Genomic DNA, 12,842 nt, shown 5'->3' with positions numbered 1-12,842 from the left:
ATTAGGTGAGTGATAGAATGTATGGCGGGCATGCATGAAGGCGGCGCCGGATTATGTCCACTGGCGCCGCCCGACGGTTCTTTGAAAATTAGTAGCGGTGCGCACATCCACAGGAGGGGAGAGAGGAGACACGCGCACCGCTGACCGAACTAGCGCATGGCTGGTCGCCTGCCATTTTGCAGTTCGGTAATTTCGTCGCGCAAACGCAGGCGCACCCGTTTGAGCAATTTCAGGTCTTCCTGGATGCCTGCCGCCTTGGTCGTGTCGATCAGGCGGTTAATTCGCCGATGGCGATGGGTCAGACGTTCGAGGTAGCTTTTCATTCCAGCCTCCGTTGCATGAGATGTATCGTCCCTGTCCCCGCCGTATTGCCATTGGCATTTTCATAAATCCAATTGGAAGATATGCCGCAGTTTGATAGATAAATTCTATCATGCCCACATTAAGACAGCTTCGCTATCTGGTCGCTCTGGACGAAACCCGCCATTTTGGCCGTGCTGCCCAGAGCATTCCGGTGACCCAGCCCACCCTCAGCCAACAGCTGAAGGAAATGGAAGCCCGCCTGGGGGTGAAATTGGTGGAACGTGGCCGGCCGGTCAGCCTGACGCCGATTGGCCGGGAAATTGCCAGCCGGGCACGCCGCATCTTGCTGGATGTGACGGAAATACGCCAATTGGCCGAAGCTGGCACAAGCGGCATGGCTGGCACCATCCGTTTCGGCGTCACGCCTACGCTTGGCCCCTATCTTATCCCCCATGCCGTGGTCAGATTGCACCGCGAACATCCTTCGCTGCGCCTGTATATCCGCGAAGGCATTCCTGACGACCAGATCGATGAATTGATGAACGGCACGCTCGACATGGTGCTGACGCCCATCCCCCAGCCCATCACCGGTCTGGAAAAAACGGCGCTGTTTCAAGAAGGTTTGAACCTGTTTGGCGCACCAGACCATCCGTTGCACCAGTCAGCGCATCTCAGCGCAGCGGATTTTTCAGGCCAGCCCGTCCTCAGCCTCGATCCGCGGCATCACTATCACCGGCAGACAGAAGCCATCTGCGCTGAACTCGGGGCCCGGTTGCTGCGCGATTATGAAGGCACCAGCCTTGACAGCCTGCGCCAGATGGCCGGTTCCGGCCTGGGCCTGGCAGTTCTGCCACAGCTTTATGTCCGGTCTGAAACCGGCGGCGAGGATATGGTCAAACCCTTCCGTATCGATGATTGGCAGGCGAACCGCTCCATTTCTGCCGTATGGCGCAAAGGCGCGGCTTTCAGCGATGCCTATGCCGCAATCGCAGCCGTGATCGCCGCCGAGGCGCGTGAGTTACTGGGCTAGATCAGGAACGCTAGATCAGGAACGCTAAAGCAGGATCATCTGCGACACCGGGGCAAAGCTGCGGCGGTGCAATGGGCACGGCCCATGTTCGGTCAGCGCCGCCATATGGTCGCGCGTGCCATATCCCTTGTTGCGTTCCCAGCCATATTGCGGATGCTGCCGGGCCGCGTCGAGCATAATCCTGTCGCGCCATTCCTTGGCAATGATGGAGGCTGCCGAAATGGCCGGTTCCAGCGCATCGCCGCCCACGATGGCCTGCCCTTCCCAGCGCCAGCCCGCCGCCCGGCCAGCCGGTGTCATATTGCCATCAATCAGGACGCCGTGCGGGTCTTTGCCGAGGGTCTGTGCCAGACGTTCCACCGCAAGGGTCATGGCCAGCATAGTCGCGCCCAAAATGTTGATCCGGTCAATCATTTCCACATCCACCACGCCCACGGCCCAGGCACAGCGCCGCCGGATGGCAATATCCAATGATGCCCGGCGCTTGGCACTCAGTTTCTTGGAATCGTCAAGCCCGGCAGGCCGCGGCTTGCAAAGTGCCACCGCAGCCGCCACAACCGGCCCTGCCAGTGGGCCGCGGCCCGCTTCATCAACGCCGAAAACCAGTGTTTCGGTGTCAATTTCCTGATCGGGTATCCCGGAAAGCGTGGACATGTCTAACTCAAAGCTCATTGCCCTCCTCCTATCTGCTGCCTCTGTTTCGCTCGCAAGCTGCGGCACTGAAGCATCGGTGGACAGGATGCAGCAAACACAATCCACCCCCGCGCCGGCCAATGCGCGCACCGTCGGGCCATTTTCCGTTACCGAACATGGCACCTTTGCAGAACCCTGGGCCGCGGCGTTTGCGCCGGGCACCAAAATGCTGTTCATCACGCAAAAAGCAGGCGCAATCACCTTTGTCGATACGCCCACCGGCCAGACAGGCACTGTCAGCGGCGTGCCAACAGTGGATTACGGCGGTCAGGGCGGGCTTGGCGATATTGCCTTCCTGCCATCACAGGCCAATGCGAAGCTGGACCGGCGCACGGTCTATCTCAGCTGGGCAGAAGCGGGCGAAGGCGACACCCGCGGCGCGGTTGTCGGGCAAGGCACATTGGTGTGCGCCGCAGCCAATGCGTGCCGGATCGAACAGATGTCGGTGATCTGGCGGCAGGCACCCAAGGTTACTGGGCGCGGCCATTATTCGCACCGCATCACCTTTTCGCCGGATGAAAAATATCTCTACATCGCCAGCGGTGAACGCCAGAAGGGCGAACCTGCGCAGGACCGGTCCAACAATCTGGGCACCATTGTCCGCCTGACGCTGGACGGGAAGCCTGCTGCTGGCAATCCCTTCATCAATGAAGGCGGCATTACCAGCCAGATCTGGTCCTATGGCCACCGCAACATTCTCGGCCTGAAATTCGATGCCGAGGGACGCTTGTGGGATCTGGAACACGGGCCTGCGGGCGGTGACGAGCTGAACCTGGTCAAGGCGGGCGCCAATTATGGCTGGCCCGTTGTTTCTGATGGCGATCATTATGATGGCAAGCGTATTCCTGACAATGATACAAGGCCTGATCTGGCTGCGCCTGTCTTTGGCTGGACGCCGGTAATCGCACCGGGCGATTTCATCTTCCACAGCGGCAATATGTTCGGCAAATGGCGCGGCGATGCGCTGATTGCCGGGCTGAAGACCAAGGCCATCATCCATCTCAAAATGGGCGGCGCAGCGCCTGTGGAAGTCGGCCGGTACGACATGGGCGAACGGATCCGCGAGATTGTGGAAGGGCCGGACGGTGCAATCTGGCTGCTGGAAGATGGCGAAAAGGCACGTCTGCTGCGCCTTACCCCAAGCTGAGCGTGATGCGCCGATAGGTGAATTACTGTCGACAGGAGAGTTCCTGCCACCTATCGGCGCGCTCGCTTCAGGAGCACGCATGTCCACCATAGTCCCCCTTGCCAATGTTGACGCCACGCTGGTCGAAGAATTGCTCGACCGGGCTTTCGGCCCCGACCGCCATGCGCGCACTGCCTACCGGATGCGCGAAGGGGTGGAATGGCTGCCGGCCCTCAGCTTCGCCGCGCTGGATGATGAGGACTATCTGGTCGGCACCATCCAGCTGTGGCCCGTCGCCCTGACTGACCCCGATGGCCGCGCCCATCCGATGCTGATGGTGGGCCCAGTCGCGGTCATTCCGGAACGCCAGCAGGAAGGGTTCGGCAAGGCGCTGATGCTCGCCGCCTTGCGCGCGCTGGACCATAGCGCATCGGCCGCGGTGTCACTGCCACAAGTGCTGATTGGCGATGCTGAATATTACCGCCGGTTCTTCGGCTTCAGCGCCGATCACACGGCCCAATGGTATTGCCCCGGCCCGTTTGACCGGGACCGTCTGCTGGTGCGGTGCGATAATCCATCGGTTCTTCCGGAAAAGGGAATGCTGGGCCCGTGGCTGGGCTGACGCCTGCAAAAACCACTGCTGCCAAACCCTGGGATTGTTTGCCGCCCGCGCATCTGGCATTCGGCAGGAATGCCTTACGAAGCACCGCCAGAACTCGCCAGCCTCACCCTTGCGCAAATTGCCGAGCAGGTGGCCATGCGCAAACTGCCGCCAGTGGAAAGCTGGGCGCCTGACAGAACGGGTGACAGCCTGATGCGGATCGCCGCAGACGGCACGTGGTTCCACGATGGCGGCCCGATCAAACGGCAGGCCATGGTGCGGGCATTTGCAAGCTTGCTGACGCGCGATGATGATGGCCAGCACTGGCTGGTCACGCCGTTCGAGAAACTATCGATCGAATTGGAAGACGCGGCCTTTATCGCCACGGACGTATCGATGAAAGATGCAGGTGACAGCCAATGCGCGCTTGGTTTCAGGCTGAATACCGATGAACTGGTGACTGCCGGGCCGGACAACCCCATCCGCGCGGCAGGTAGCAGCGAGACGCCTGCCATATATGTAACCGTGCGGCGCGGGCTGGAAGCGCGGCTGAACCGCAGCACCTATCAGCAACTGGCCGATATTGCGCTGGCCCAGGGGGATGACTGGACCGTCAGCAGTCTGGGCGAGAAATTTTCGCTGATGCCTGCCGGATGAGCCTGCTGTTCGATCACCTTTCTGCCTTGTTTGACGAAGGCCACGGACTGGAATTGCCCGATCTGCGCGATGACAGCCATCTTGGCCCCAAGGGAACACCCCGCCCCGCCGCAGTGCTGATTGCGGTGACCGAACGCAGCGAACCGGGGGTCCTGCTGATCCACCGGCCACACGATATGCGGTCCCACCCCGGACAGGTGGCGTTCCCCGGCGGCAAGATTGATCCGGGCGAAAACGCCGTGGAAGCGGCCTTGCGCGAAGCGCACGAGGAGCTGGGCATCGTATCGTCAGACGTAAAGGTGATCGGCGCGACCGACCGGTTCGGCACGGGCAGCGGGTTTGATGTGACCCCGGTGCTGGCCACGATACCGGCTGATTTGCCGCTCATCCCCAACCCTGCCGAAGTGTCTGCCTGGTTTGAAGCGCCGCTGCAGTTCATTCTCGACCCTGCCAATCACGCGCCCCAAAGCACGTTTTGGCAAGGCGAAATGCGCGAATATCTTGAAATCGGATGGCAGGGTAACCGCATCTGGGGTGTAACTGCCGCTATAATAGCCAATCTATCCCGGCGGATTTCATACAGGGCGCTGCATCATGGCTGACCAATTACCTGCTGCACCCCGGTTGCCTGCTGCACAATGGACCCAGCGGGCTGATCTTGCCGAACTGGTGGCGGCCCTTGGCGCCGACAATGTGCGCTGGGTTGGCGGCGCGGTGCGGGACACCGTGCTGGGCGTGGATGTGCACGACATTGACGCGGCCACTCCGCTGGAACCGCAGGATGTGATCAACCGGCTGGAAGCCATTGGCGTACGCACTATTCCCACCGGCATCGACCATGGCACCATCACTGCCATCGTCAGCGGCAGCAATGTGGAAATCACCACCCTGCGCCATGATGTCAGCACTGATGGCAGGCGCGCCACGGTGAAATATGCCAGCGACTGGCGCGATGATGCCTCCCGCCGGGATTTCACCATCAATGCCCTTTATGCTCACCCGGAATCGCTGGAAATAAGCGACTATTTCGGCGGGCTGGATGATCTGGAAAACCGCCGCGTGCGCTTTATCGGCGATGCCCGCCAGCGCATCCGTGAAGACCATCTGCGCATCCTGCGCTATTTCCGCTTCCAGACGCGCTTCGGCTCGCAGCTGGATGAAGATGCGGAATCGGCCTGCGCCGACCTTGCTGAAACGCTGAAGGGCCTGTCCCGCGAACGCGTGGGCTGGGAATTGCAGAACCTGCTGGCCCTGCCCGATCCGTCCGAAACCGTGGCGCGAATGCATAAATTGCATGTGCTGCAAGTGGTGCTGCCTGAAACGGGCAAGCATGAAATTGCCCAGCTGGCCAAGCTGATTGCAGCGGAAAAGGCCGCCGGTCTGGAACCTGATGCCATGCGCAGGCTGGCCGCATTGCTGCCGGCCCTGCCCCCCATTGCAGCGGCCGTCACCACCCGGCTCCGGCTGTCGCGCAGCCAGCGCAGCCGCCTTTCCTGCGTGGCGGGGCGGGATATGCGCGACAGCGAAAATCCGCAGGCGCTGGTTTACCGTGAAGGAAAGGATTGCGCGATCGATCGCCTGTTGCTGACAGGTGCAGATCCGTCGGTGATAATGGGGTGGGACGCGCCCGATCTGCCGCTGAAGGGCGGCGAAATCGTCCGCCGCGGCGTGGCTGCCGGACCGGCGGTTGCCCGCATATTGCACGCGGTGGAAACTCGCTGGCTGGAAGAAGGTTTTCCCGATAAAGCCCGCGTTTCCACCATTCTTGATGAAGAACTTGCACAAGAATGAATTAGGCGCGCGTAATTTCATTGCTAATTGACACAAACGCACCTACATGGCCCACAACGTCCGGCGCATAATGACTATGCGCAATCGGCTGCGAGCGTGAACTTCGCCACCCAAAAAGGCAGAAGTCCGGCACCCGACCAACGGCAAGCGTTATCGCTAAGCTTCCCTTTTCACGCTTGGGTCGCAGACCCAAACTCTGCGCCCGGACTCTCGGTTTTTTCCGGAGTCCGCATGGCGCATGCTGAAAGTTATTTATGTCTTATTTTGAACAACTCGGCCTTGCCGAACCTATCCTTCGCGCATTGAACGACAAGGGTTATTCCGACCCTACGCCAATCCAGACGCAGGCCATTCCTGCGCTGATGGAAGGCCGCGACCTCCTCGGTATCGCGCAGACCGGCACCGGCAAAACCGCTGCCTTCTCCCTGCCTTCCCTGCACCATCTGGCCAAGAACCCCACGGGGCGTTTCCCGTCCGGTTGCCGGATGCTGGTGCTTTCACCTACCCGCGAACTGGCAGCGCAGATTGCCGACAATATGCGCGGCTATGCCAAATTCCTCGATCTTTCGGTCCAGTGCATCTTCGGCGGCCTGCCTGCCAGCAAGCAGGCCCGGAAGCTGGTGCCGGGCTGTGATGTTCTGGTGGCAACGCCGGGCCGCCTGCTCGATTTGATCGAGCAGCGCGCTCTTACCCTGCGCCATGTGGAAATCTTCGTTCTCGACGAAGCGGACCAGATGATGGATCTGGGCTTCATCAAGCCGCTGGCGCGCATTGCCGCCATGCTGCCGGAAGACCGCCAGAGCCTGTTCTTCTCCGCCACCATGCCAAAGGCCATTGCCGATCTTGGCAAGCGCTTCATCAAGAACCCTGTCCGGGTCGAAGTGGCGCCGCAATCGACCACGGCCGAGCGCGTCGAGCAATATGGCATTTTCGTCAATCAGGCTGAAAAGCAGGCACTGCTGACGCTGACCCTGCGCGCTGGCCTCGATGACAAAACCATCGATCGCAGCCTGGTATTCACCCGCACCAAACATGGCGCGGACAAGGTTGTGCGCCATCTGGTGGCGGCCGGCATCAATGCCGCGGCCATCCACGGCAACAAGACACAGGCCCAGCGCACCCGCGCCCTGGACGGTTTCCGCAATGGCACCGTGCCCGTGCTGATTGCCACGGACATTGCCGCACGCGGAATCGACGTTTCAGGCGTCAGCCATGTGTTCAACTTCGAAATTCCCAATGTCTCGGAACAATATGTTCACCGCATTGGCCGCACCGCGCGTGCCGGCGCGGACGGGATTGCCATTTCCTATATTGCGGCAGACGAAAAGCCCTTCATCAAGGGTATCGAGCGCCTGACCGGCGTGAAACTGACCCCGATGCCGCTACCGTCTGATTTCCAGCTGCAGTCCCGCACGCTGCCTGCCCCTGCACCCAAGCGTTCCGGCGCGGAACGTGCGCCGGGTGGCAATCGCGGTCGGCCAGGCGGGCCGGGCGGCAATGGGCGCAGCAACAATGGCGGACGTGCCCGTGATGGCGCAGGCCGTGATGGCGCAAACCGTGGTGGATCCAAGCGGGGCGGCGCGCATGCAGGCGGCGCACGCAGCGGTGGCCGCTCCGAAGGTGGCCGTTCTGATGGTGCCCGCTCAGATGGTGGCCGAGGCCCGGTGACCAATCCGGTAACCTCCGCACGGCCACGTGATGGCGGCGGCAGTGGCGGCGGCGATCGCCGGCCACGCAGCCGCCCGGCTTACTAAGCCTGCGCCGGCACCAACGCCGGCACGCACAATGCTTCAGTGCAGCTTCATGTTGGGCGCGTTAAAAGGATGACGGTTGCCAAGCCCTGGCCATCATGGCTAGAGCTTGGCCCCTCGCCCGTTGCGAGACAGCGTATTGATCCTGTCCCGGTCAGAGTGATCTGCGGGACGGATATTCGGGCAGCACAATCTGCCCTTGTGATGCGCACTCATCCCTGGCCGACCGCCGCGCCCTATTATGGCACCAGCGTGGTCGCGCCGCATGACGAAAACTGACTGGAGCTCATTCATGAAATTTCTGAAATTCGCCGCTGCAACCGCGATTGCCCTGTCGAGCGTTACAGCGCTGGCTGCTGATGGCGATATTGCCGTTGGTGCGACCGTTTATGGCCCGCAGGGCAACATTGTTGGCACGGTGGACGCCGTTGGTGATGGCGTCATCACGGTGGACACCGGCAAGCATAAGGCGCCGCTGCCTGCCAGCGCCTTTGGCACAAGTGACAATGGCCCGACCATCACCGTGACACAGGCGCAGATCAACGCCATGCTGGATGAGCAGCTTGCTGCCGCTGCTGCCCAGCGCGATGCCGCACTGGTTGCCGGCGCAATGGTGCACACCGCCAAAAACGCCATGCTCGGCACGGTAAAATCAGTCGATGGCGACAACGTCGTGGTCGATATCGAAGCTGGCCCTGTGGCGCTGAAGCGCGAACATTTCGCAGTTGATGCCAGTGGCACGCTGATTGCCTTGTTCACGATGGACCAGATTGAAGCTGCCGCTGCGGCAGCAACGCCAGCAGAAGGCTAACCCCTTCTTCAGGTGAGCATGACAAAGGGCCAGCGGCGATACCATCGCCGCTGGCCCTTTTGCTATCGGGACGGCGCGCTAGAACTTGTTATCGCGCGGGAACCCTTGCGGCGGCAAACGGCCCGCTGCGCCGCGCGCGACTTTCCACTGCCACACATCTTTTTCGGTGCGCGTGCGGCCGCTTTCGCCGCCCATCGTCCAGCTCAGCCCTTCTTCCAGAACAAAAGTGGTGGCATCGGACAAGCCGCCATCGCGGTAGCGTTGCAGCGATACGCCCTGCCCGCGGCCCAGTATGGGCAATTCTTCCAGGCTGAAAATCACCAGTTTGCGGTTGTCGCCAACCACGGCCACATGATCATGCTCGGCAGATATTTCATGCACCACCACCAGCTTGTTATCGCCCTTGAGGTTGACCACCTGCCGGCCTTTACGGGTTTCCGCCAAAATCTCGTCCGTTTCAGCGGCGAAGCCCTTGCCCGTGGTGGCAGCCAGCAGCAATTGCCCCTTGGGCCGGTGCAGCACCAGCCCGGCAATATTGGCATCCGCCTCAATATCAAGCAGATTGCGGATCGGTTCACCAAAGCCGCGCGCACCGGGCAGCTTGTCACAGCCAATGGTGTAGAAACGGCCTGTATCCACCGCGATCAGCAGCTTGTCCGTTGTTTGCGCATGCAGGGCAAAGGCGGGCGCATCGCCTTCCTTGAACTTGAATTCCGCGCCCTTGCCATCCGGCCCCAGGTCAACATGGCCGCGCGCTGCCCTGATCCACCCCTTGGCTGACAGGATGACCGTAACCGGCTCCTTCTCGATCATCGCATCCATCGAAAACTCAACCGTCGGGCTGGCCTCGGCAATGGTGGTGCGCCGCGCGCCCAGCGCGGTGTCCTCGCCATATTCCTTGCGCAAGGCAGACAGATCACGCTTGATGCGGGTGCGCTGGCGGGCGGGCGAAGCAAGCAGGGTTTCCAGCTCGCCCTGTTCTTTCAGCAAGGCGTCATGTTCGGTGCGAAGCTGCATTTCTTCCAGCCTGCGCAAGGACCGCAGGCGCATGTTCAGAATGGCTTCGGTCTGCCGGTCGGTCAGGTTGAATTCGGCCATCATGATCGGCTTTGGTTCATCTTCTGTCCGGATAATCTCGATCACGCGGTCAAGATTGAGGAAAGCGATGATATAGCCTTCCAGAAGTTCCAGCCGCGCCGCAATCTTGTCCAGCCGGTGCTGCGTGCGGCGTTGCAGAATGTCGATCTGGCTGGTCAGCCAGTTGCCCAGCAATTCCTTCAGCCCCATCACCATCGGCGTGCGGGTGCTATCCAGCACGTTGAGGTTGAGGCCAAACCGGTTTTCCAGATCGGTCAGCTTGTAGATTGATTCCTTTAGCAATTCCGGATCGACATTGCGGCTGCGCGGCACCAGCACGATGCGGATGGCCTCGTCGCTTTCGTCGCGCACATCTTCCAGGATCGGCAGTTTCTTGTCGGCAATGGCCTGGGCGATCTGTTCGATCAGCTTGCCCTTCTGGACCATGTAGGGAATTTCGCTGATGACCAACTGCCACTGGCCGCTGCCCAGCCGCTCGATACCGGCATCGCGGTCCGCTTCCGCCTCGGCTTCGGCGGCATGGAACCGGCCCCGCACACGGAAGGAACCGCGCCCTGTTTCATAGGCGTGGGAAATGGCAGCCGCGCTATCCACCACCAGCCCGCCCGTGGCAAAGTCCGGCCCGTGGAACAGTTCCATCAACCGGCCATGTTCGACATGGGGGTTGTCGATCAGTTCCAGCGTGGCATCAATCACTTCGGCGACATTATGGCTGGGGATGGATGTGGCCATGCCCACGGCAATGCCGCTGGCGCCATTGGCCAGCAGATTGGGGAAGATACCGGGGAAAATCTCCGGCTCTTCTTCCTCGCCATTATAGGTCGGAATGAAATCGACCGTGCCTTCATCCAGCCCCTGCATCAGGGTCATGGCCGTTTTGGTCAGGCGGGCTTCGGTATAACGGTAGGCGGCGGCATTATCGCCGTCGATATTGCCGAAATTGCCCTGCCCTTCGACCAGCGGATAGCGCAGCGCGAAACTCTGCGCCAGACGCACCATCGCATCATAGACCGACGCATCGCCATGCGGGTGATATTTACCGATGACATCACCCACCACGCGGGCCGATTTCTTGAACGCATCGGTCGGCGCCAGCTTCAGCTGCCGCATGGCCCACAGCAACCGGCGGTGGACCGGTTTCAGACCATCGCGCAGATCAGGCAGTGACCGCGCCGTGATAGTGGACATGGCATAGACAAGATAGCGTTCCGACAAAGCGGAATCGAAGGATTCGTTGACGATGGAATCGGCAGGTTCAGAATCGGTTTTTTCAATGTCGGTGGTGGCCATGCCGCCTGCCCTATCACTGCCACGGCTCGCCTAACAATAAGGGAACCACACGCTGTCCACGCCCGTTAACCAGACAACAGCAAACCAAGGAGCTATTTATGACACAGCGGGTAATGATCCTCGCCACCGACGGCTATGAACAATCCGAATTGACCGGTCCCAAGGCCAATCTGGAAAAAGCCGGCATCTCCACAACAGTGGTCAGCCTGGAAGAAGGCGAAATTCAGGGCTGGGACGAAGATGACTGGGGCGATTCGGTCAATGTTGACGCCACCATCGACACGGTAAGCGCCGAAGATTTTGACGCGCTGCTGTTGCCCGGCGGCCAGATTAACCCGGATGTTTTGCGGATGAATGACAAGGCGGTTGCCATGGTTCGCGCATTTAATGATCTGGGCAAGCCGATTGCAGCGATCTGCCATGCCCCGTGGATGCTGATCGAAGCCGGCATTGTGGAAGGCCGCACCCTTACCAGCTGGCCTTCGGTGCGCACTGACCTCAAAAATGCAGGGGCAAATGTGGTCGATCAGGAAGTGGTGACGGACGGCAATTTCATTACGAGCCGATGCCCGGATGACATCCCGGCCTTTTCCAAGGCGCTGATTGCCAGCGTGCAGGAAATGGTAAAAGAACTTGCCTAACCTACTGATTTTACACAATACCAAAGGCTCTGCCGCTTCACTGCGGCGGAGCCTTTTGCCATTTTGCGCTTGCCAAATATAAAAGCTGCCTCAATTATGTCCAAATTGTGGCAATAAGGAGGCTGAAATGAGGCAAGGTTTCAAATGCACTTTATTTGCGGGGTGCGCGCCGTGGCTGTTTTTGTCGGGATGCGCAGAGGCACCCGAAAATGGTGCGACCACCGACATGGCGGAAATCTCTGCCGACACAGAAATGGCGTCCGCCGCTGCCGATCAGTCTGAAGAGCACCAGTCCGGCACTATGTCCGCTATCGACAGCCGCGCCGAAATTCCCGTCACCATGCCCAAAGTCGCCTATGTCTATGATTTTGGCTACCGGTTGCCGGGTGAGGACATTGCCACTCTGCAGCAGGACCATGCCGATCTGTGCGAGGCGCAAGGGCCCTATACCTGCCAGATCCTGTCGATGACTCATTCCGGGGAGGAAGGGGAATATGCATCAGGCCAGTTGCAACTGGCCGTAGCCGCACCAAAAGCGCGCGACTTCGGGAAAAAGCTGGCCGCGGCTGCATCAGGTGCTGGTGGGGAACAAGTGTCTGCCACCATGCAGGGCGAGGAATTGTCCAAGCAGATTGTCGACACCGAAGCCCGCCTGCGCGCCCGCACGGTGCTGCGTGACCGCTTGCTCGATGTGCTCGAAACGCGGCAGGGCAAGGTTTCAGAACTGGTCGAGGCCGAACGCGGCGTTGCCCGCGTGAACGAGGAAATCGACCAGGCGCGCAGCTGGCTGGAAGAAATGCGCGGGCGCGTGGCCTATAGCCGGATCAACATTGCCTATGCGTCCCACAGCCCCGCAGCGGGCGGCTTTGTCGAACCAGTTCGCAGCGCAGTGGGATCGCTGGGATCACTTCTGGGCATGATGGTCGCAGCCCTGATCGTGATGTTGGCCGTCATTGTGCCGCTGGGCGCCATCGGAATTGGCGCGATGCGGCTTCACCGCCGATACGGGGCGGGCAAATCGCCGGTATCATCAGCCTGATTATACCCGCC

General features: G+C 60.6%; 13 protein-coding genes. 10 read left to right on the top strand and 3 right to left on the bottom strand.

Annotation, left to right across the window (positions count from 1 at the left end; genetic code table 11):
- Positions 1–149 precede the first annotated feature (149 nt).
- Positions 150–323: a hypothetical protein gene (locus GRI44_RS02170; RefSeq protein WP_160599824.1), complete on the bottom strand. Its 174-nt coding sequence runs from the start codon at positions 321–323 to the stop codon at positions 150–152.
- Positions 324–433: 110 nt separating this feature from the next.
- Here GRI44_RS02170 and GRI44_RS02165 point away from each other — a divergent pair, with 110 nt between their 5' ends.
- A complete protein-coding gene (locus GRI44_RS02165) occupies positions 434–1,333 on the top strand; it encodes a hydrogen peroxide-inducible genes activator (protein WP_160599823.1) in 900 nt (299 codons plus the stop codon).
- A gap of 24 nt (positions 1,334–1,357) precedes the next feature.
- Here GRI44_RS02165 and GRI44_RS02160 read toward each other — a convergent pair whose 3' ends face one another.
- Positions 1,358–1,987 (bottom strand): ribonuclease HII, encoded by a 630-nt coding sequence (locus tag GRI44_RS02160; RefSeq protein ID WP_160601180.1) that lies wholly within the window; start codon positions 1,985–1,987, stop codon positions 1,358–1,360.
- Between GRI44_RS02160 and GRI44_RS02155 the strand changes: the two genes are divergently transcribed.
- From GRI44_RS02155 to GRI44_RS02125, 7 genes are all read left to right on the top strand, one after another.
- Positions 1,986–3,173, top strand: a complete 1,188-nt coding sequence (locus GRI44_RS02155; protein WP_160599822.1) for a PQQ-dependent sugar dehydrogenase — start codon at positions 1,986–1,988, stop codon at positions 3,171–3,173. The genes GRI44_RS02160 and GRI44_RS02155 overlap by 2 nt on opposite strands.
- Positions 3,174–3,252: 79 nt before the next feature.
- Positions 3,253–3,774, top strand: coding sequence for a GNAT family N-acetyltransferase (locus tag GRI44_RS02150; RefSeq protein ID WP_160599821.1), 522 nt, complete (start codon positions 3,253–3,255; stop codon positions 3,772–3,774).
- 69 nt (positions 3,775–3,843) lie between these two features.
- Positions 3,844–4,410 carry a DUF1285 domain-containing protein gene (locus GRI44_RS02145; RefSeq protein WP_160599820.1) on the top strand — a complete coding sequence of 189 codons (567 nt, stop codon included), beginning with the start codon at positions 3,844–3,846 and terminating at the stop codon, positions 4,408–4,410.
- Positions 4,407–5,012, top strand: coding sequence for a CoA pyrophosphatase (locus GRI44_RS02140; RefSeq protein ID WP_160599819.1), 606 nt, complete (start codon positions 4,407–4,409; stop codon positions 5,010–5,012). The genes GRI44_RS02145 and GRI44_RS02140 overlap by 4 nt, the downstream gene beginning before the upstream one ends.
- A complete protein-coding gene (locus GRI44_RS02135; protein WP_160599818.1) occupies positions 5,005–6,201 on the top strand; it encodes a CCA tRNA nucleotidyltransferase in 1,197 nt (398 codons plus the stop codon). Before GRI44_RS02140 ends, GRI44_RS02135 begins: the two co-directional genes overlap by 8 nt.
- A gap of 254 nt (positions 6,202–6,455) precedes the next feature.
- Complete coding sequence (locus GRI44_RS02130) at positions 6,456–7,955, top strand: DEAD/DEAH box helicase (protein ID WP_160599817.1); 1,500 nt, start codon at positions 6,456–6,458, stop codon at positions 7,953–7,955.
- A 289-nt stretch (positions 7,956–8,244) separates the two neighbouring features.
- Positions 8,245–8,763 (top strand): hypothetical protein, encoded by a 519-nt coding sequence (locus GRI44_RS02125; RefSeq protein WP_160599816.1) that lies wholly within the window; start codon positions 8,245–8,247, stop codon positions 8,761–8,763.
- Between the two features lie 78 nt (positions 8,764–8,841).
- Here GRI44_RS02125 and parC read toward each other — a convergent pair whose 3' ends face one another.
- A complete protein-coding gene (gene parC / locus GRI44_RS02120; protein WP_160599815.1) occupies positions 8,842–11,151 on the bottom strand; it encodes a DNA topoisomerase IV subunit A in 2,310 nt (769 codons plus the stop codon).
- Between the two features lie 98 nt (positions 11,152–11,249).
- Between parC and GRI44_RS02115 the strand changes: the two genes are divergently transcribed.
- Together GRI44_RS02115 and GRI44_RS02110 are read left to right on the top strand one after the other, a co-directional pair.
- Positions 11,250–11,792, top strand: coding sequence for a type 1 glutamine amidotransferase domain-containing protein (locus GRI44_RS02115; RefSeq protein ID WP_160599814.1), 543 nt, complete (start codon positions 11,250–11,252; stop codon positions 11,790–11,792).
- Positions 11,793–11,919: 127 nt separating this feature from the next.
- Positions 11,920–12,831, top strand: a complete 912-nt coding sequence (locus GRI44_RS02110) for a DUF4349 domain-containing protein (RefSeq protein ID WP_232842947.1) — start codon at positions 11,920–11,922, stop codon at positions 12,829–12,831.
- Positions 12,832–12,842: the final 11 nt, after the last annotated feature.

This window comes from Allopontixanthobacter confluentis (assembly GCF_009827615.1).
Taxonomy (GTDB): domain Bacteria; phylum Pseudomonadota; class Alphaproteobacteria; order Sphingomonadales; family Sphingomonadaceae; genus Allopontixanthobacter; species Allopontixanthobacter confluentis.
Note: the sequence above shows the minus strand (reverse complement) of the source record. Positions and strands in the feature narration are given on the sequence as shown.

What these genes read in the sequence shown, in the direction of transcription:
- GRI44_RS02170 (WP_160599824.1), bottom strand. Translation starts at nt 323, where the DNA reads ATGAAAAGCTACCTCGAACGTCTGACCCATCGCCATCGGCGAATTAAC.
- GRI44_RS02165 (WP_160599823.1), top strand. Translation starts at nt 434, where the DNA reads ATGCCCACATTAAGACAGCTTCGCTATCTGGTCGCTCTGGACGAAACC.
- GRI44_RS02155 (WP_160599822.1), top strand. Translation starts at nt 1,986, where the DNA reads ATGTCTAACTCAAAGCTCATTGCCCTCCTCCTATCTGCTGCCTCTGTT.
- GRI44_RS02160 (WP_160601180.1), bottom strand. Translation starts at nt 1,987, where the DNA reads ATGTCCACGCTTTCCGGGATACCCGATCAGGAAATTGACACCGAAACA.
- GRI44_RS02150 (WP_160599821.1), top strand. Translation starts at nt 3,253, where the DNA reads ATGTCCACCATAGTCCCCCTTGCCAATGTTGACGCCACGCTGGTCGAA.
- GRI44_RS02145 (WP_160599820.1), top strand. Translation starts at nt 3,844, where the DNA reads ATGCCTTACGAAGCACCGCCAGAACTCGCCAGCCTCACCCTTGCGCAA.
- GRI44_RS02140 (WP_160599819.1), top strand. Translation starts at nt 4,407, where the DNA reads ATGAGCCTGCTGTTCGATCACCTTTCTGCCTTGTTTGACGAAGGCCAC.
- GRI44_RS02135 (WP_160599818.1), top strand. Translation starts at nt 5,005, where the DNA reads ATGGCTGACCAATTACCTGCTGCACCCCGGTTGCCTGCTGCACAATGG.
- GRI44_RS02130 (WP_160599817.1), top strand. Translation starts at nt 6,456, where the DNA reads ATGTCTTATTTTGAACAACTCGGCCTTGCCGAACCTATCCTTCGCGCA.
- GRI44_RS02125 (WP_160599816.1), top strand. Translation starts at nt 8,245, where the DNA reads ATGAAATTTCTGAAATTCGCCGCTGCAACCGCGATTGCCCTGTCGAGC.
- parC (WP_160599815.1), bottom strand. Translation starts at nt 11,151, where the DNA reads ATGGCCACCACCGACATTGAAAAAACCGATTCTGAACCTGCCGATTCC.
- GRI44_RS02115 (WP_160599814.1), top strand. Translation starts at nt 11,250, where the DNA reads ATGACACAGCGGGTAATGATCCTCGCCACCGACGGCTATGAACAATCC.
- GRI44_RS02110 (WP_232842947.1), top strand. Translation starts at nt 11,920, where the DNA reads ATGAGGCAAGGTTTCAAATGCACTTTATTTGCGGGGTGCGCGCCGTGG.